The following is a 17,227-nucleotide window of genomic DNA, read 5'->3' as shown; positions in this document are numbered from 1 at the left end:
AAGTTAGTGGAGTTGCGTTAGGTCCTGACCCCGACGAAGTCGGGGTTGTGACCTGACGCAACTGATTTTGGCGACTTTTGTGACAGCCTTTCTACGATTCCCTTTTTGGTTGACTTTACAGCCCCTTTTCGACTTTCATCGATACCGATTGTCGTAACATCACGACCCATACGCCGTATCAACCGCTACCGGGCCGATCCTGCCGGATGCGGACTGCGTATGAGAACAGCACTGCTCATGGTGTAAACAGGGAGTTGTCATGACGACCATGTTCTGGATCTGGATGGCGGGAGCGGTGATCTTCCTGATCATCGAACTGCTGTCCCCCAGCTTCTTTTTCATCTGCTTCACCGCCGGAGCGCTGGCCTCCGGTCTGTACGCCTACTACAAACCGGAAGAGTATTACTGGCAGATCGGCATCTTTGTCATTGTAACAGTGGTGCTACTGCCGCTGTCGCGACGACTGGCGCGGAGGATTACCAAGCCATCGCCACGGGAGTCCAATGTCGATGCCATGATCGGCAGGACGGCGCTGGTCACATCCCCCATCGACCCGGACAACGGCGGCAAGATTCGTTATGAGGGGGAGGTTTGGGTGGCGCAAGCCTCCGAACCGATTGAGGTGAATGCCAAGGTGAAGATAGTCTCCGTCTCCGGCACGAAAGTGCACGTGGAGCGGATGGGGTGATGGTAACTCGGAGGGAGAGATTGCTTAGTCGGGTTCGCCTCCGGCGAATCCACCTCGCAATGACGGCATAGAGATTTCTGCACGAGCACAATAGAAAGGGGTAGCCCATGGAACAGAGTGTCAATCCCGTAGTCATATTCCTGATCGCGGCGGTGGTATTCGCGTTCATCATCGTCATGCTCTCGATCCGGATCATCCGCCCGTACGAGCGCGGTCTGGTGGAACGTCTCGGTAAATTCCAGCGCACGATCGGTCCCGGCCTCAACATGATATTGCCGTTCTTCGACACGGTCATCAAGGTCGATATGCGTGAGGTGGTTATCGAGGTGCCGCCGCAGTTGGTAATCACTAAGGATAACGTCAATGTTGAGGTGGATGCGATTATTTACGCCCAGGTGACCGACCCGGCCCGATCGCGCTACGAGATCTCGAATTATATCATCGCGGCCACCAAGCTGGCGCAGACCAATCTTCGTAACGTCATCGGCGAGATCGACCTTGACGCCTGTCTTTCGTCGCGTGACAAGATCAACGCGCAGTTGCGCGATGTGATGGACACCGCCACCGACAAGTGGGGCGTGAAGGTTAACCGGATCGAGCTGCAACGGATCGACCCGCCCACCGACATCACCCAGGCCATGAGCCGCCAGATGAAGGCCGAACGAGACAAGCGGGCCGCCATCCTGGACGCCGAGGCGATCCGGCAGGCGGAGATCACCAAGTCAGAAGGCAAAAAGCTCTCGCAGATCCTTGAAGCCGAGGGGTATGCGCAGGCGGTGAAGCTTAAAGCGGATGCCGAGAAGTATCGTCAGATCGCCGTCGCTGAGGGTGAGGCCGGAGCTATCACCAATGTCTTCTCCGCGATTCACGAATCCAAGCCGGATGACAAGCTGATCACGCTCAAGTATCTGGAGATGCTTCCCAAGCTGGCTGATGGCACCGCCAACAAGATTTTCCTGCCATACGAGGCGAGCGGCATACTAAGCGCGTTGTCGGCCTTTGTGGAAGGGATAAAGACACCGACACCGCCATCAAAACAGGCGGCGACATAAGGCTGAGTTCAGAGAAGCTAAGAATTTGGAATAGAGTGCCGCCAGGTGACTGTGCTTGGCGGCCTTTCTTGTCACGATGATTGAATTATAGTCCTGCGGCCCCACGTAATCGGGGCACTTGACCCCAACCTAAGGCGTTCATAGTTTGTGGCCGATGAATGAAGGACGGAGCCAAATCTTCGATGGATGACAGGAAACTTGACATACGCAAACCCGCGGTTGCCGGGAAGTTCTACCCCGCCAACCCGGTCGAACTGACCAAGACCATTGCCTCATTTTTTGCCGAGGTGGACAAAACCCCGGTCGGCGGTCGGCCGCTTGGGCTGATCGCACCGCACGCGGGATATCCGTACTCCGGAAAAGTAGCAGCCAAGGCGTACAAGATCCTCGAAGGGGAGGAGTTTGATACGGTGGTGGTCATCTCACCGTCGCACACGGTTTTCTTCAAAGGCTCGTCCGTCTATGGCGGTCACGGTTACGAGACACCGATCGGCGTGGTCGAGACCGACCACGACATGGCCAAGAAGATCGCCGGTATCAATCCGTCATCCGTCTATTTCTCCAACATGGGGCATGCCTCGGGCTCGGTGCGCGGCGAACATGCGCTGGAAGTACAGTTGCCGTTTCTGCAGATCGTCTTGGGCAGCAAGTTCAAGCTGGTGGCGATCGTTATGGGGGACCAGGAGACAGATTCCATTCGCTCTCTGGGGGAAGCGTTGGCCGCGGCTCTCAAGGGTTCAAACGCGCTGCTGGTAGCTTCGACCGACCTCTCCCATTTCCATTCCGAGAAGCAGGCACGACGGCTCGATTTCGCCATCCAGTCGGCAATCGAAAAATATGACCCGGACCTCCTGATGGAGACGCTCGAATCCGGCAAAGGAGAAGCCTGCGGAGGCGGACCGGTTACCTCGGTCATGATGGCCGCTAAAAAGCTCGGCGGGCGCGAGGTGCGGTTCCTCGATTACACCACCTCCGGCGCCACCACCGGTGATTTTGACGAAGTGGTCGGATATCTGTCGGCCGCTATCATAAAGGAGAACCGCGAGCGACACACAACCGTGCTGGGTTCACCGGCGGCAAAGGCAGTACAGCCGGAAGGCTTCAGCGAGGATGACAAACATCTGTTGCATCAGATCGCCCGCGATGCGATCGCCGCCAAACTCGAGGAGCGGGAATACCAACCCCCCTCGAACGAGAGATTGAGCGCCAGGAAAGGCGCGTTTGTCACGCTGACACTCGATGGTAACCTTCGCGGCTGTATCGGCCAGATTCGGACCAAGCAACCGCTGTACAGCACGGTAGCCGAGATGGCGGTGGCGGCGGCATTCGATGATCCCCGGTTTGACCCGCTCACTGCCGACGAGTTCAAACGGCTCGAATACGAGATCTCCGTGCTGTCACCGCTGGAGCGAGTACGGAATTTCCGCGAGATTCTGATAGGCCGGGATGGCCTGATGATTAAACTGGATATGCACTCCGGTCTGCTGTTGCCGCAAGTGGCGACCGAGCACGGTTGGAATGTGACCCATTTGCTCGAACAGACTTGCCTGAAAGCGGGTCTCCCGAAGCACAGCTACAAAGACAGGCAGGCCGAGATCTATCGATTCAGCGCCGACGTCTTTTAACGGGCATCGCCTGTTCTACCGCTTCGCGCAGGCATCGCCTGCTCTACCGCTTCGCGTGTGGCGGTGTTATGCTGTAGGATGATGGGATGCCTCACATGATATAAGTTGCGGCAAGTCCTTCGCGAGGCTTCCGAGCGTGAGACCTGCCACTCCGTCATCTGTTTATCCCTGAAACCCGCACGTCTTATGTGTGCCGTCACAAAACGGCTTGTTGTTCGAATTACCGCACCGGCACAGCGAGAATGTCCCTTCTTTGATAACCACCGAGCCATCGGGCAGGGTGATCTCTGCCCTGGCACACTCGACGCGCGCCGAGCCGTTGGGATTGACTCTGATCCGTATGTTACCTAATTCCATGGTTTCCTCTTCACATGACGAGTGATGCGCTACCGCTCTGAACCGGCGCTCCGGGGAGAAGGTTCCTCCGGTTTGACTTACCGCACGTTGATAGCTATACTCAACGCGAGGTTCGTGCCATGTATCGTTTTCAGTTCGTCCGTTCCGTATCTATCGCGATGATTGCTGTTGTGGCGGCGGGCTGTGCCAGCCGGTACCGACTTGAACTATTCCTGACCGCCGAAGAGTCTCGGCGGAAAATAAAAGTGGAGGGAACGGAGTATATTGCGAACGCGCTGATCGATCCGACCTCCGACGAAAAAACCGCAGCCGGACCGGGAAACTGTATCGTGTTGATCCTCGGGGCGCGTGGCGAGCGCGGCAAGACTCCCCAGTACAGCGCAATCAGCTACGATGAGTATCTGCTGTATCGCGTCTATTTGCAGCTCCCGGTCGAGCCGAAACCCTCAACAATTCCGCTTTCAGGGAACGCGTTCGTGCAGTTGATCGGGCGCTATGATCAGCCGGTAGAGGCCAAGTTGTTCCTGCCTGATTATGGTACGCTGGTGGTCGATTCGATATCGTCTCATCATCTGTTCGGCACTATCGACGGGCGTTTCAAAAACTCTCGCGGCGAGCCGCTGACAGTTGATGGGAAATTCAAGGTAAGAGTAGCGAGGTAGCACGTCTCGGCGCGAGGATCACTCCTCCGCCATCGCTTCTGAGAACAGTTTGAGCCCGTACTCATCGAACAGGCAGAACTGCACCCGTTCGAGCGATTTGGCCCGTCCCCGATACCCACGTACCACGCTGGTCATCAGGAATGCGCATGCCTTCATAGGAAAACCCCCAACGCCGGTCCCGAATGCGGGAAATGCGATCGATTTCAATTTCAATTCTTCCGCGATATTCAAGCTGGCCACGGTCGCCTGGCGGATCAGCTTGTCAGAGGTGCGAAGGGCCTGCCCCATGACGGCGGCGTGGATCACATACTTGAATGGCAGGCGGCCGGCAGTCGTATAGACCGCCTCGCCAGGCATCACCGGCCCCTTGGCCATTGCATCCTTCTCGATGATGTCCCCCCCGGCGCGCTTGATCGCCCCCGCCACGCCGGAGCCCATCCAGAACTGATTGTTCGCCGCATTGACTATCGTTTCGGTGTCGGTCATCGTAATATCACGCTGGACTACTTCAATGCTGTACGCCATGACAGCTAAACCTCCCGCGGTGGCAGCATCCGCATTGCCTGCTCGTATGCAAACAGGACGGCGACACCCACCAGGCTACCGACGACCATGCCGACAAGAATATCGAACGGATAATGCACCCCTACGAATGTCCGACTTATGGCGACGATTGCCGCAAATCCGAAGAGATGCCACCGCCAGCGACCATAGCTGAGCCCGAACAGCGCCGCCTGACCGAACGCATTGGCGGCGTGCGACGACGGCATGGAGTATCCCGCACCACAATTCACCAGCAGATGCATATCGAGGATCGTGTGGCACGGTCGGGGGCGGGCAAACAGATGCTTGAGCCAGACACTGCTGATTTGGTCGGTGAACGCTATGGTGATCGCGGAAAAGAGCACCAGCCACCGCAGCCGTCGGTCCCCTTTCCAGAGAATGAGAACCATTGCGACCGCGTAAAGGACGCGAAGAAACCAATCGTTGGTGACCACCGGCATCACCAGGTCGGTCACCGGATTGGCCAGAGTGCCATTGATGAAATGAAATAGCGTCGTGTCGAGGTTTCCGAGCGTCTCAAGCATAGGTCGACGGTCGCTTTCTCAGAAAGGTCTGCACCTCGCGAAGAGTCGGCGCGCCGGTACGGGCTCCGGGTCTGGTGCATTTCAGCGCTGCCGTTGCCGCGGCAATCAGGAGCCTTCGGGAAAGAGACCATTCCTTCAACAAGCCGTACAAGTAGCCTGCGTGAAAACTGTCCCCAGCGCCGGTGGTGTCCACATTTTTCACTTTGAACGCCCGTTGATGAACCACAACGCCATCCTCGCGGCCAACCGTGCCGTGTGTCCCCTGCGTGATGACGATAGTGCCGTAGCATCGCTTTGACAGTTTCCTGATGGCCGACTCCGCATGCCGAGCACCAGTGAAGGGGAGGGCAAACGCGTCGGCTACAACCAGATGATCCACCAGCGGCAGGATGGGCGAAATGTCGTTGCGCATGGACCCAATATCAAATGAGATAATGCTTCCGTGCCATCGACCCCAGCGCGCCAGCGCTACACACGATTCAAGATCGCGGCCATCGAGATGGATGATCCGTGGAGCGGGATATGCGGAGAGCCTGAGATCGCGTGGTGACACTGCTATCTTGCGATGCAACGCGATAGTCCGTCGCCCGGACCCGTTTTCCACAAACCCGGTCGCCACTGCCGACGGGGCCTTTTTGACGACGATATAGCGCGTGTCGACCCGTTCTCTCTTCAGTTCCTGAAGGCCGAGCGCACCGGCAAAGTCGTTTCCGACAGCAGCAATCATAGCTGTCTTCATCCCCAGTCGGCTCAATCCCACCAACGCGTTCGCCACCGGCCCACCTCCCTGCACGATGATGTCGGTAGCATCGATCTTGCCGCCCGCGTTCGGATAATGCGGTACAGACAACAGAACATCAAGGGGCATGATCCCCAGACCGAGACAATCAAGCTTCTTATTCGGCAAGCGGCTCAATCCTGGCCTTTCCGGCCGTCAATTCGGTGACCGCTCGTTTCAGTTCCTCAGCTTTGCTCCGACGGATTTCGGCAATCAGATGAACCGCTTCATCGAATCGGGCCTCGCGCTCTCGAGCCCCAAGGCGACCAGCCAGCGTGCGCCACCGGTCGTACAGCGAGAACTCAAGGTCGATGCGAAAAAGGTTAGTAATGAAGTTCTCCTTCACGCCCGACCGCTCGATAGTCTGACGAGCCGTATCACTATAGGCGTGGGTCAGCCCGCCGGTACCAAGCTTGGTGCCGCCGAAATATCGGGTTACTACCAACAGGACATTGGTCAATTCGTGGCCGAGGATAACATCGTAGATCGGCTTCCCGGCCGTGCCGGTTGGTTCGCCATCATCCGAGTACTTGAAGGGAATTGTCCCCTCAGTTCCGATACGATAGGCAAAGCAATGGTGGCCGGCGGCGAACTCCCGCTTCCTCACGGTGCCCAGTTTCTCCGTGGCTTCAGCCACCGAATTCGCCAGGAAGCTTTGGCCGATGAACCGAGACGCCTTGACCTTTGTCTCGACCGTCATCTCATCGCTGATTGTCAGGTACCGGTCATTCATGGCCGGACTCAGACCAGCGACTTGATGATATCATCGACACGACCGATCCCGTCCAGCGGGATCGCGCCACACTCGACGGCGCGATCATATCCGGCATTGTCGGTCACGACGCCGCGGGTACTGTCCGAGAGGATGAAAGTCAGCTTACCGATTTGCAGACAGAATTCCAGCAGGTCGAGCGCCCGTGCAGAATCACCGTACAACTCTGTCACCACCACCGCCTGGGAAAGTCCCACCAGCAGCCGGTTGGACTCCTGTAACGCCGTTTCACTGGTGACGAAATCGGGCGAGTACTCGCTCAGTACGCCGCCGCCGTGCGCGATATCGACAGCCAGCGGCATCTGGGCGGATTGGTCCAGATGGTCGAATCCGGTGGCCAGTACGGCGAACGAATTGCCGGCGGCAGCCCTGCATCCCAGGTGCGCCGAAAGGTCGACACCGCCGGTCAACGATGACACTACTTGGACACCTGCCACGGCAAATGCCTTGGCCAGACTGGAAGTGATCTCCAGCCCGGTATTGGTGGCATCTTCGGCTCCCATCAGCGTGACACTTTTCCGGTCAGTGTCCGGCATGCGACCGCGAACATAGAGGAGGGTGGGCGGGTCGTTGAGCTCGAACAAGTGATGAGAGTAAGCATCGTCGAGACGCGTGGTGATCGCAATGTCTCGCTCCTTGAGAAATCCGGCGTATTGGTCTGCCTGTTCGAGTGAACCGTTCGCCCGCTTGATCTTGTCCGCCAACGCCTCCGTCATGCCCGGTATTGACAGAAGCGACTGCCGGTCCGCGTCCAGAATTGCCGGCAGACTCCCATAGTGGCCGAACAGGGCATCGAAAAGCCGCGGCCCGACGCCGCCGAACTTGCACAAAGCCAGCATCTGCGTGGTCTGCGTATAAACGGAGCTGTCTGTCATATCGCTAATCTAACGATTGGAGCTACCCTGTCAATCTACCACTCGTCATACGATGTTTGGATGGTTGGTGCAATTCACCTCCTTGTTGCCCCCAAGGCTAATGGTCGATGACTTCTGTGCCGATAGAGGAGCTACAGCCGATGAGATGTCGAACTGATATAAAGGGGCAGCCTGCATGGAATTCAGCAAGAACTGTTGGCAGTTGATGAACTGTGGCCGCGAGCCGGGCGGCGAAAATGCCGACCAGCTGGGGATTTGTCCGGTCTCAACCAGCAAGATTCACGACGGTATCAACCATGGCACTAACGCCGGTCGCGTCTGCTGGGCAGTCACCGGAACTCTCTGCGGCGGCAAGGTACAGGGAAGTTTCGCGGTCAAGTTCGGCAATTGCCTCAAATGCCCGGTCTTCAAACAGGTGACAGTAGAGGAAGAGCGAAGCTTCGTCCTCCTTCCACCCGATAACCACTGCCAAACCAAGTAACCCGCCAATACGAATGGCCGTCACCGGACCGAATCGACAGTCCGGTGCCTATTTAAGCCCGCAACGATAATTGGTATCAGAACCAGTTGCACGGCTATCCCCGGAAGGCCGGTGACAATCGCCCCACCGGTTGAAAAAAAGGTCGCTGCGCTGTACGGAAGTTCCATAAACATCCCGAGCACGAACAACCCTAATCCGAACATGATGCGGCCCACGATCATGGCCAGAACGAGTGCGATGTAGATATTCAGATGCAGGCGGCGGTAGGTAATGCCGGCGACCAGACCGTACATGGGGAGTTCGAGCGACATAAGAGGCACGGCATAGGTTGGCGGCATTCCAGTGAGCAAAAAGGAAAGTCCGGGGGCAATCAGGCCCACAACAACACCGCTGCCGGGGCCAACCAGAAAGCCGGCCAGAAGTACCGGCAGGTGCATCGGCAGAAATACCCTGCCGCCGATCCCGAGCGCGTGAAATGCCAACGGTAACAGGATGGCCAGCGCCAGATATAAGGCGCTGTGGGCGATAAAGCGATATTGACGGCCCGCACCAGACACGAGAGTTGCCGTGCCCTACTCGGCGTTCGTGGCCGAAGCCAGAAACAGACCGGGATGGTCTTCGATACGGATGTCGTAGAACTGCCCCGAGGCAAACATCTGGCGCAGGTTCTCAGCGGACGGCAGTGTGTCCTTCGCCACCGCGCCCCCTACCCGATGATGTATCGCCGCCAGTTCCTTTGACGATTGCAGATGGAGAATATAGAAGCGTGCGCCTGGCTTCAACACCCGGTGCAGTTCATCGAGCGCCCGTTGCTGGTGCACGAAATGGGGAAAAGCCGCGAACGCTACCGCCATGTCGAACAAGTTTGCCCCGAACGGGAGTTCGGAGGCATCGGCATCCACTACATGCACGTTGGCGAACGGGAAGTTCCTGTGCGCCTTTTGCGCCATTTCCATAGAAAAATCTACCCCCGTGACACTCCCCCTGGTGCCAACGAGTCGCCGCAGCATATCGAAAAGGATACCGGTGCCGCACCCCAGGTCCAGGATCTGCATACCCCTATGGACCGGCATGTTGTTCACCACATGCTGAAGGCGCTCCAGGTCCTCGGCCGTGAAGGTAAGATCCCACTCAGCGGCCAGACGATCGAAAAACTCCTGGTGCATATCGTGCATCGTGGCCGTCAATAAGTATTTGCGGAGCGATATTGTCAAGGTTCATCGATTCATGATCTAAGTGATTGCGCTCTATGCTACGTATGTTAGAGCCGTTACATCCTGCTTCGATAATGAGTGGTTGTTACAGGCGGCCCCGACTTTCCGCTGTCTGTTCTGTCAGGTCCCCCTTGGACCCCGAAGGCAGACAAGTGTGACCCGACAGCCCATGCAGAAAAGTGACTCAGACGTTCTCTGCGCCGTTCCGTCGGGTCCTGCTTGGACGCCGAAGACGGACAAGTGTGACCCGACGGAGTGGGCGACAATGTGATTTCCCATCGCAGAATCCGCCTTGGCTCCGGCACCGGATTGGCGTATATTACCCGGTTGCCCGAACGGAGAAAAAAAGATGGCCAACAACCACGATCGCTATAGAGAAAACAAAGAGTTCCTGTGGGTCAAAGGGGCCCGCGAACATAACCTGAAGAATATCGATGTCAAAATCCCCCGCGAGACCCTGACGGTCATCACCGGCCTGTCCGGCTCCGGCAAGAGTTCCCTGGCGTTCGACACCATTTATGCCGAGGGTCAGCGCCGCTACGTGGAATCCCTCTCCGCCTACGCCCGCCAGTTCCTGGGGTTGATGGAGAAGCCCGATGTCGATTTTATCGAGGGGCTGTCGCCGGCCATCTCAATCGAACAGCGCTCGACTGCCAAAAACCCGAGATCGACTGTCGGCACGGTCACCGAAATTTACGATTACCTCCGGCTGCTCTTTGCCCGTGCCGGTGTGCCGCACTGTGTCAAATGCGGCCAGCCGATCACCCAGCAGACGGTCGAGCAGATTGTCGATTCGGTGCTGTCGTTCGAAGAAGGGGCTCGCCTCATGGTGCTTGCGCCGCTCGTGCGCGGCAAGAAGGGGGAACATCGGGAGATTATCGAAGAAGCCCGCCGCGAGGGATTCGTGCGACTCCGCATCAATGGCGAGGTGGTGGAGTCGGACTCCGATATCAAGCTCGAAAAGAACAAGAAGCACACGATTGAGGCGGTGATCGACCGGCTGGTGGTGAAAGCGAGCTCCAAACGCCGCCTAGCCGATTCCGTGGAAACTGCCGTGAAGATGGCTCAGGGAACCGTGCTGATTAACATCAAGAACCAGGACCTGCTCTATTCGCAGCAGTTTGCCTGTCTCAACTGCAACATCAGCTACGAGGAACCCACACCGCGCCTCTTTTCATTCAACTCGCCGTTTGGCGCGTGCAAAGTGTGCGACGGTCTGGGTCAGAAGATGGAGATCGATCCCAAACTGGTGATTCCGAATCCGAATCTCTCCATCAACGACGGCGCCATCCAACCCTGGGGCGGTGCCGACATGTCCAATTGGTACCGCTACATGCTGAAGGGGTTGGCCAGCCACTACAAGTTCAAGTTTTCGACGCCGTTCAATCAGTTGCCGGAGAAAACCCGCCAGATAATTCTGTACGGTTCCGGCCGTGAGGAAGTACAGTTTGAATACGAGCATCTCTCCGGCAAAGGGCGTGGCTCGGGCGTGTATCGCTCCCGCTTTGAAGGGGTGATCCCGCATCTGGCGCGACGGTACCGCCAGACCGATTCCAATGATATCCGCCAGTGGATCGAAAACTACATGACGGTCACCAACTGCCCCTCGTGCAAAGGGGCGCGACTCCGACCCGAAGCGCTGGCGGTGATAATCGACCGCGAGACAATCGACAGCATCTGCGACATGCCAATCAAGCGGGCGCGGAAGTTCTTTGACGAAGTCAGTCTTACCAAACGCCAGCAGTTGATCGCACGGCAGATTCTCAAGGAAATTCGGGAACGGCTTGGATTCCTTTGTGATGTCGGCCTAGACTATCTCACGCTCAGCCGAGCGGCCGCCACTCTTTCGGGTGGCGAGGCCCAGAGAATCCGCCTGGCCACTCAAATTGGCTCCCGATTGGTCGGCGTGCTGTACATTCTCGATGAACCCTCTATCGGCCTGCATCAACGCGACAACCAGAAGCTGCTGAACACCCTGATCGAGTTGCGCGATATCGGCAACACCGTGCTTGTGGTAGAACATGACCGCGAGACGATTGAAAGCGCCGACTATGTTATAGATCTCGGCCCCGGCGCTGGTATCCACGGCGGTGAAGTAGTCGCTTCCGGAACGCCCGAGGAGATCCGAAAAACCAGGCGCTCCATTACCGGTCAGTACTTGGCCGGAGCCCGACAGATCGACACGCCAAAACGACGACGTGACGGGAACGGCGACAAGATCCAGTTGCTGGGTGCCTCCGGCAATAACCTGAAGAACGTCGAGGTAGAGTTTCCGCTGGGCGTGTTCATCGCCGTGACCGGCGTCTCCGGTTCCGGGAAATCGACTTTGGTCAATGAGACACTTTATCGTATCTGCGCGCGCCATTTCTACAACAGCCGCGAACCGGCACTGCCGTATGAGCGGATCGAGGGACTGGAACTGATTGACAAGGTGATTGATATCGATCAATCGCCAATCGGCCGTACGCCGCGGTCTAATCCGGCCACCTACACCGGCCTGTTCACGCTGATACGGGATTTATTCGCCACGCTGCCGGAGGCCAAAGCGCGCGGGTATCAGCCGGGTCGGTTCTCGTTTAATGTCCGGGGTGGGCGCTGTGAAGCATGCGAGGGGGACGGTATCATCAAGATCGAGATGCATTTCCTCCCGGACGTCTATATCCCGTGCGAGGTCTGCAAGGGAAAACGGTACAATCGCGAGACGCTTGAAGTTACCTACAAGGGGAAATCGATAGCCGATGTGCTCGATATGACGGTCGACGAATCGCTCAGTTTCTTCGAGCATATCCCGCGCCTTAAGAAGAAACTCTTCACCCTCGCCAATGTTGGCCTTGGATACATCCACCTCGGCCAACAGGCTACTACGCTTTCGGGCGGTGAAGCGCAGCGTGTCAAACTGGCCGCGGAGCTTTCCAAGCTGGCCACAGGCAAAACACTGTACATTCTCGATGAACCGACCACCGGCCTCCATTTTGAAGATATCCGCATGCTTCTTGGCGTGCTGAACGAACTGGTCAGCCGCGGCAACACGGTGCTGGTGATCGAGCACAATCTCGATGTCATCAAGACGGCTGACTGGGTTATTGATATCGGTCCGGAAGGGGGAGATGACGGCGGCCGCATTATCGCAACGGGAACGCCGGAGCAGGTCGCGAAGACCAAGGGGTCGTACACGGGCGAGCATTTGAGGAAGGTGCTGCAAGGATAGCGCTTTGTGCAGCCGGGCTCAGCCCCGGCAAATGTTATTGACAGAATCGCATTGGCGGGAGTATATCCAATTATGGCAAGACTTGTTCAGGAGCATATGTTTGGTGCAACCCCAGTCCGCACTGGACGCGAGACAAACAAAGTGGATTGCTCGGACGGCAGGGTTCATAACTGGTACAGATTCGTCCTGTCTTTCCCGCCACATCTCGTCCGCGATTATCTCAGACGGTTCAATCTGGATCACAAGAGCACCGTCTTGGATCCTTTTTGTGGCACCGGAACTACTCTCGTTGAGGCCCGGCTGAATCGAGTGATGAGTATTGGGGTTGAGGTGAACCCGATAGCCTGTCTTGCGACCAAGGTAAAGCTCGATTGGCGTGTGAATGCTGACGAAATGAAGGAGAATTCAGAGAGGGTTGCCGGCGCAGCTCTGAGATCAATTCGCGCGTCCGGTATCGATGACAGCGTTCTTCATTCCAAACCGCCTGCTCACTGCAGATTGCGCACCCTCCCCGAAGAGCAGATGAAGCTGCTTATCAAAAACTCGATTAGCCCGGTACCATTGCACAAAGTCTTAATTCTCCGCGAGGCAATGGAGCGACATTCAGAGTCGTATCTCCTGGACCATTATAGAATTGCCCTGGCCAAGGCGCTGGTTTGCGGAATTGGTAATCTGCGTTTTGGGCCGGAGGTCGGACTTGGCAAGGTGAAAGCGGATGTACCCGTCGTCTCCACGTGGTTGGCCGAGGTCCGCACGATGGCGAGAGATTTGGCTAGTCTCAGTGGCAGTAGACACGCGCGTACAAAAGTCCTTTGTTGTGATTCCCGTAATCTCTCTTCTGTGATTCCGCCCACTACCATTGACGCAGTCATAACGTCACCGCCCTATCCCAACGAGAAGGACTATACCCGTACGACCCGCTTGGAGTCTGTTGTTCTTGGGTTGATATCAAGCAACGATGAATTACGTGGGATGAAAAAGGACCTGATCAGATCAAATACGCGCGGAGTTTATAAGGGTGACGATGATGACCTTCTGATCAACGGTAATGAGAGAATCGAGCAAATCACTACCGAGATTGAGCGGCGAAGGATTTCGTTGGGTAAGACATCGGGCTTCGAGAGACTTTATCCCAGGGTTACTAAGCTCTATTTTGGCGGCATGAAGAGGCACCTGGCCGACCTAAGAACGGTGTTGCGCCCGGGTGCAAAACTGGCATATGTTGTCGGCGATCAGGCATCGTACCTTCAAGTGATGATAAGGACCGGTGAGTTCTTGGCTGAGATAGCTACAGGATTGGGCTATAAGGTCGAAGCAATTGAACTCTTTAGGATGAGGGCTGCTACGGCGTCCAAATCAGAGTTGCGTGAAGAGATACTTATACTTACGTGGCCGGGATAGCACCAAATGTCAGAAAAGAAGAATCGTTACACAAAGATCATTGAGCGGTTGTTCTTCAACCACTTCGAAAAGGACTTGTCGGTTGTTCGCTTTTCAAGAGACGAAATCGCTCAGATCGCCAAGAGCCTAAAGATCGAATTGCCCAAGAACCTTGGTGATATTCTATACACTTTCCGGTATCGGGCCGGTTTGCCGGACAGCATCAGGAAAAGGGCGCCGGAGGACATGTCTTGGGCCATTCGATCAGTCGGTCGATCTCACTATGAGTTCTTTCTGACCAAACTTGTTAACATTGCACCCAATGAACTTCTCGCCGAGACAAAAATACCAGACGCTACCCCCGGCATTATAGCCAGGTATGCACTAAACGATGAACAAGGTCTTCTCGCGAAGGTCCGGTACAATCGTTTGATTGACGTCTTCACTGGTGTTGTCTGTTACTCACTCCAAAGTCATCTGCGTACGGCTATTCCGGGAATGGGGCAGGTGGAAACGGATGAGTTCTATGTCGGTGTTGACAAGCAGGGCGTTCACTATGCCTTCCCAGTGCAGGGAAAAGGTGGCAAAGACAAAATTGGAGTAGTCCAGATTGAGCAGGACCTCGCGATGTGTCGTGCCAAGTTCCCTTCACTCATCTGCAAACCGATCGCAGCTCAGTTCATGAAAAGCGACGTCATTGCCTTGTTCATGTTTGAGGAGACTCCAGACGGGGTACGCGTTTCAAACGAACGCCATTATAGGTTGGTCGAAGAAACAGAACTGACCGATGCGGACCTGTTGACATACCGCAAGCGAATCGGCGAACAGTCAGTGTAATCTCACTCTCCCCCCGCCAGCTCCTTTAGCCTGACCAAGTCCAGTATCTCAATTTTCGGGCCGTCGATCGCGATCACTTTTTCGCGCGTAAGCCTGGCGAACGACCGTGACAACGTCTCCGGGATTGTCCCTAACTGGCTCGCCATCACTGCCTTTTTCTCCGAGAGCGTGATTGTCACTGTTCCCGCATCGGGCACGCTTCGACTCCGCTCAGCGCGACGCCCTTCCGGCAGTCTGGCTCCCGAAGGGTACCCCACCGCTTGCGGTGGGGTCTGACTCACGAGACCGATCAAATAATGCGCCAGCCGGGTGGTAACATCGGTGAGCGACAACTCCTCCACCAGCGCGGTCATCTTGCGAAGCAGCCCCGAGAGACGGGCGATCAGATTGACTGCAATGTCCGGATTTCTCCCCAAGAGAGCCACAAACTTATCCCGTGCGATTACCGCCAGAGTGGAATCCTCGAGCGCCTGCGCCGAGGCCGGGTATTTCCCACCCGCGAACAAGGCCGCCTCGGCGAACGAATCCCCTGGCCCGGCGATCATCAGAATTTGCTCTTTGCCATCGGGGGACATCTTGAAGATCTTGACCTTTCCCTTTCCAACCACGTAGAAGGCATGGGCGATTTCCCCCTCAAAGAAGATCATCTCCTGGCGTGACGTCTCGCGCACGGCAGCCGCATCCGCCACCTCGGCCAGCGCCTTGGGATCGAGCTGGGAAAAAAGTTGAGAACGGGAGAGGAAGTGCTGCATGATGTGTTCCAAGCGGCCTACCAACGCCTTAGTCTTTTGAAATGCAATATAATCACAATCCGACCAGCGAAGAACGAGAACTTAGATATGTGATTCAGTATAGGCAAACAGTTAATGACACGGCCTAGTGCAATGACTATTATTGTTTAATGGCCATTCTGAAGGATGTTGACAAACGCTTGTCAGGTGCGGTTTCGCATTACTGGCAAACAAGGACTGCCCAAGCGGAAAAGCAAGGTGCGTCGGGCCAAAAGGACCAAGGGTTTCGATCGGCGGTCACGGGAGGAGCCCAGATGGATGGCTTCTCTGAATTCGTAGAAGACTTAATTTTGGAAGCTGGCCTTAGTAAAGAGAGCGTTTTTCGGAAGAAGGCTCTCGAGTTACCAGGTTATTTTCGTCCGACAAAGGAGTGGGACATCTTAGCCGTTGACAATGGCCAATTGGTTCTGGCCGTTGAGTTGAAGTCGCAGGTAGGACCTTCTTTCGGAAATAATTTCAATAACAGAACAGAAGAGGCAATGGGCTCTGCGCTTGACCTATGGACTGCATTCCGCGAGGGTACCTTCAGATCAGCCACTCGGCCTTGGCTCGGGTATTTTTTCTTATTAGAGGACTGTCCCAAGTCCAGGACACCTGTTCGAGTTACAGAACCCCATTTCGCGGTTTTCCCTGAGTTCAAAGACGCTTCGTATGCACAAAGGTACGAGCACTTTTGCAGGCGCATAGTTCTTGAAGGCCACTATACGGTAGCTTCCTTTTTAATGGCAGATGCTGCGGGGGTCGAAGAGGCAGATATTCGGAACCGGCATCCGACCTGCGGTTTGAGTCGTTTGCTCAATCACTTTTTGCCCATGTTGCGGCGCACACAGGAAAGATCAAGCAGCTATGACTTCCGTTAGCCCCAGTAAGTTACCTCCAGCCACTGCTGAGACTTACCACCGACTGATTCTCGGGGATGCAAGAGACTTGTCAACTATACCTGACGAATCTATCCATTTGGCCATTACGTCGCCCCCATATTGGAACCTCAAGCGTTACAACGAACACCCAGACCAACTCGGACACATTGACGATTACGAGATATTTCTTTCTGAGATCGAAAAGGTCTGGCATGGTGTATTTCGCGTTCTTGTACCCGGGGGTCGGTTGGTCTGTGTTGTGGGCGATGTCTGTCTGTCACGAAGACAAAACGGTCGCCATGTAGTCGTTCCACTTCATGCAGATATCTGTGTTCAATGCCGCCACATTGGCTTTGACAATCTCAATCCAATCATATGGCACAAGATCTCTAATGCATCCTATGAGGTTGGCAACGGTAATAAGTTTCTTGGGAGTTAATTTCAAAAGGTGTGGAAATAGGCAAAAAAGTAGCGTAGCCTTTCGGTGAACTCAAAACCGAAGCGGTCGTGTAGAAGCACGACCCACGAAAGGATACGCCGATGACAAAGTACACGAAGT

18 protein-coding genes and 1 pseudogene are annotated in these 17,227 nt (G+C 55.8%); 10 read left to right on the top strand and 9 right to left on the bottom strand.

The features are described from left to right. Positions 1-259 precede the first annotated feature (259 nt). From AB1644_12790 to amrB, 3 genes are all read left to right on the top strand, one after another. Positions 260-688 (top strand): NfeD family protein, encoded by a 429-nt coding sequence (locus AB1644_12790; GenBank protein MEW6051922.1) that lies wholly within the window; start codon positions 260-262, stop codon positions 686-688. A 107-nt stretch (positions 689-795) separates the two neighbouring features. Then, positions 796-1,740 (top strand): SPFH domain-containing protein, encoded by a 945-nt coding sequence (locus AB1644_12785; GenBank protein ID MEW6051921.1) that lies wholly within the window; start codon positions 796-798, stop codon positions 1,738-1,740. Positions 1,741-1,922: 182 nt separating this feature from the next. Continuing rightward, a complete protein-coding gene (gene amrB / locus AB1644_12780; GenBank protein ID MEW6051920.1) occupies positions 1,923-3,365 on the top strand; it encodes an AmmeMemoRadiSam system protein B in 1,443 nt (480 codons plus the stop codon). 162 nt (positions 3,366-3,527) lie between these two features. On the opposite strand, the gene AB1644_12775 is transcribed toward amrB, so the two are convergent. Then, a complete protein-coding gene (locus AB1644_12775; protein MEW6051919.1) occupies positions 3,528-3,722 on the bottom strand; it encodes a CDGSH iron-sulfur domain-containing protein in 195 nt (64 codons plus the stop codon). 119 nt (positions 3,723-3,841) lie between these two features. Here AB1644_12775 and AB1644_12770 point away from each other — a divergent pair, with 119 nt between their 5' ends. Further along, positions 3,842-4,384, top strand: coding sequence for a hypothetical protein (locus AB1644_12770; protein ID MEW6051918.1), 543 nt, complete (start codon positions 3,842-3,844; stop codon positions 4,382-4,384). Between the two features lie 18 nt (positions 4,385-4,402). On the opposite strand, the gene AB1644_12765 is transcribed toward AB1644_12770, so the two are convergent. From AB1644_12765 to AB1644_12745, 5 genes are read right to left on the bottom strand one after another with little or no spacing between them, the layout of a single operon-like run. Next, a complete protein-coding gene (locus AB1644_12765) occupies positions 4,403-4,909 on the bottom strand; it encodes a macro domain-containing protein (protein MEW6051917.1) in 507 nt (168 codons plus the stop codon). 5 nt (positions 4,910-4,914) lie between these two features. Beyond that, positions 4,915-5,472, bottom strand: coding sequence for a phosphatase PAP2 family protein (locus AB1644_12760; protein ID MEW6051916.1), 558 nt, complete (start codon positions 5,470-5,472; stop codon positions 4,915-4,917). Next, complete coding sequence (locus AB1644_12755; GenBank protein ID MEW6051915.1) at positions 5,465-6,379, bottom strand: PfkB family carbohydrate kinase; 915 nt, start codon at positions 6,377-6,379, stop codon at positions 5,465-5,467. The genes AB1644_12760 and AB1644_12755 overlap by 8 nt, the downstream gene beginning before the upstream one ends. Further along, entirely contained in the window at positions 6,369-6,983 is a 615-nt protein-coding gene (locus tag AB1644_12750) for a YigZ family protein (protein ID MEW6051914.1), read from the bottom strand. Before AB1644_12750 ends, AB1644_12755 begins: the two co-directional genes overlap by 11 nt. Before the next feature lie 8 nt (positions 6,984-6,991). Beyond that, on the bottom strand, positions 6,992-7,897 hold the full coding sequence (locus AB1644_12745) for a DNA-processing protein DprA (protein MEW6051913.1): 906 nt from the start codon (positions 7,895-7,897) through the stop codon (positions 6,992-6,994). 175 nt (positions 7,898-8,072) lie between these two features. On the opposite strand from AB1644_12745, the gene AB1644_12740 reads away from it, so the two are divergent. Next, positions 8,073-8,378 carry a two-CW domain-containing protein gene (locus AB1644_12740; GenBank protein MEW6051912.1) on the top strand — a complete coding sequence of 102 codons (306 nt, stop codon included), beginning with the start codon at positions 8,073-8,075 and terminating at the stop codon, positions 8,376-8,378. A gap of 20 nt (positions 8,379-8,398) precedes the next feature. On the opposite strand, the gene AB1644_12735 is transcribed toward AB1644_12740, so the two are convergent. Continuing rightward, entirely contained in the window at positions 8,399-8,935 is a 537-nt protein-coding gene (locus AB1644_12735) for an ECF transporter S component (protein MEW6051911.1), read from the bottom strand. A 15-nt stretch (positions 8,936-8,950) separates the two neighbouring features. Beyond that, on the bottom strand, positions 8,951-9,592 hold the full coding sequence (locus AB1644_12730) for a methyltransferase domain-containing protein (protein MEW6051910.1): 642 nt from the start codon (positions 9,590-9,592) through the stop codon (positions 8,951-8,953). 349 nt (positions 9,593-9,941) lie between these two features. On the opposite strand from AB1644_12730, the gene uvrA reads away from it, so the two are divergent. From uvrA to AB1644_12715, 3 genes are all read left to right on the top strand, one after another. After that, on the top strand, positions 9,942-12,800 hold the full coding sequence (gene uvrA / locus AB1644_12725; protein ID MEW6051909.1) for an excinuclease ABC subunit UvrA: 2,859 nt from the start codon (positions 9,942-9,944) through the stop codon (positions 12,798-12,800). 72 nt (positions 12,801-12,872) lie between these two features. Beyond that, positions 12,873-14,201, top strand: a complete 1,329-nt coding sequence (locus AB1644_12720; GenBank protein ID MEW6051908.1) for a DNA methyltransferase — start codon at positions 12,873-12,875, stop codon at positions 14,199-14,201. Between the two features lie 6 nt (positions 14,202-14,207). Next, positions 14,208-15,017: an endonuclease gene (locus tag AB1644_12715; protein MEW6051907.1), complete on the top strand. Its 810-nt coding sequence runs from the start codon at positions 14,208-14,210 to the stop codon at positions 15,015-15,017. 2 nt (positions 15,018-15,019) lie between these two features. Here AB1644_12715 and AB1644_12710 read toward each other — a convergent pair whose 3' ends face one another. Further along, positions 15,020-15,769 (bottom strand): Crp/Fnr family transcriptional regulator, encoded by a 750-nt coding sequence (locus AB1644_12710; protein MEW6051906.1) that lies wholly within the window; start codon positions 15,767-15,769, stop codon positions 15,020-15,022. A 149-nt stretch (positions 15,770-15,918) separates the two neighbouring features. Between AB1644_12710 and AB1644_12705 the strand changes: the two genes are divergently transcribed. Both AB1644_12705 and AB1644_12700 read left to right on the top strand, forming a co-directional pair. Continuing rightward, positions 15,919-16,668 carry a PaeR7I family type II restriction endonuclease gene (locus AB1644_12705; protein ID MEW6051905.1) on the top strand — a complete coding sequence of 250 codons (750 nt, stop codon included), beginning with the start codon at positions 15,919-15,921 and terminating at the stop codon, positions 16,666-16,668. Then, positions 16,655-17,101, top strand: a pseudogene (locus tag AB1644_12700) (DNA methyltransferase). The gene AB1644_12705 and the pseudogene AB1644_12700 overlap by 14 nt, the downstream one beginning before the upstream one ends. Positions 17,102-17,227 lie beyond the last annotated feature (126 nt).

This window comes from Candidatus Zixiibacteriota bacterium (genome assembly GCA_040753875.1).
Classification (GTDB): Bacteria; Zixibacteria; MSB-5A5; order GN15; family FEB-12; genus DATKJY01.
This window is presented reverse-complemented; position numbering and strand designations above follow the sequence as displayed.

What these genes read in the sequence shown, in the direction of transcription:
- AB1644_12705 (MEW6051905.1), top strand. Translation starts at nt 15,919, where the DNA reads ATGGCCATTCTGAAGGATGTTGACAAACGCTTGTCAGGTGCGGTTTCG.
- AB1644_12775 (MEW6051919.1), bottom strand. Translation starts at nt 3,722, where the DNA reads ATGGAATTAGGTAACATACGGATCAGAGTCAATCCCAACGGCTCGGCG.
- amrB (MEW6051920.1), top strand. Translation starts at nt 1,923, where the DNA reads ATGGATGACAGGAAACTTGACATACGCAAACCCGCGGTTGCCGGGAAG.
- AB1644_12720 (MEW6051908.1), top strand. Translation starts at nt 12,873, where the DNA reads ATGGCAAGACTTGTTCAGGAGCATATGTTTGGTGCAACCCCAGTCCGC.
- AB1644_12715 (MEW6051907.1), top strand. Translation starts at nt 14,208, where the DNA reads ATGTCAGAAAAGAAGAATCGTTACACAAAGATCATTGAGCGGTTGTTC.
- AB1644_12770 (MEW6051918.1), top strand. Translation starts at nt 3,842, where the DNA reads ATGTATCGTTTTCAGTTCGTCCGTTCCGTATCTATCGCGATGATTGCT.
- AB1644_12765 (MEW6051917.1), bottom strand. Translation starts at nt 4,909, where the DNA reads ATGGCGTACAGCATTGAAGTAGTCCAGCGTGATATTACGATGACCGAC.
- AB1644_12745 (MEW6051913.1), bottom strand. Translation starts at nt 7,897, where the DNA reads ATGACAGACAGCTCCGTTTATACGCAGACCACGCAGATGCTGGCTTTG.
- AB1644_12740 (MEW6051912.1), top strand. Translation starts at nt 8,073, where the DNA reads ATGGAATTCAGCAAGAACTGTTGGCAGTTGATGAACTGTGGCCGCGAG.
- AB1644_12710 (MEW6051906.1), bottom strand. Translation starts at nt 15,769, where the DNA reads ATGCAGCACTTCCTCTCCCGTTCTCAACTTTTTTCCCAGCTCGATCCC.
- AB1644_12760 (MEW6051916.1), bottom strand. Translation starts at nt 5,472, where the DNA reads ATGCTTGAGACGCTCGGAAACCTCGACACGACGCTATTTCATTTCATC.
- AB1644_12750 (MEW6051914.1), bottom strand. Translation starts at nt 6,983, where the DNA reads ATGAATGACCGGTACCTGACAATCAGCGATGAGATGACGGTCGAGACA.
- uvrA (MEW6051909.1), top strand. Translation starts at nt 9,942, where the DNA reads ATGGCCAACAACCACGATCGCTATAGAGAAAACAAAGAGTTCCTGTGG.
- AB1644_12785 (MEW6051921.1), top strand. Translation starts at nt 796, where the DNA reads ATGGAACAGAGTGTCAATCCCGTAGTCATATTCCTGATCGCGGCGGTG.
- AB1644_12790 (MEW6051922.1), top strand. Translation starts at nt 260, where the DNA reads ATGACGACCATGTTCTGGATCTGGATGGCGGGAGCGGTGATCTTCCTG.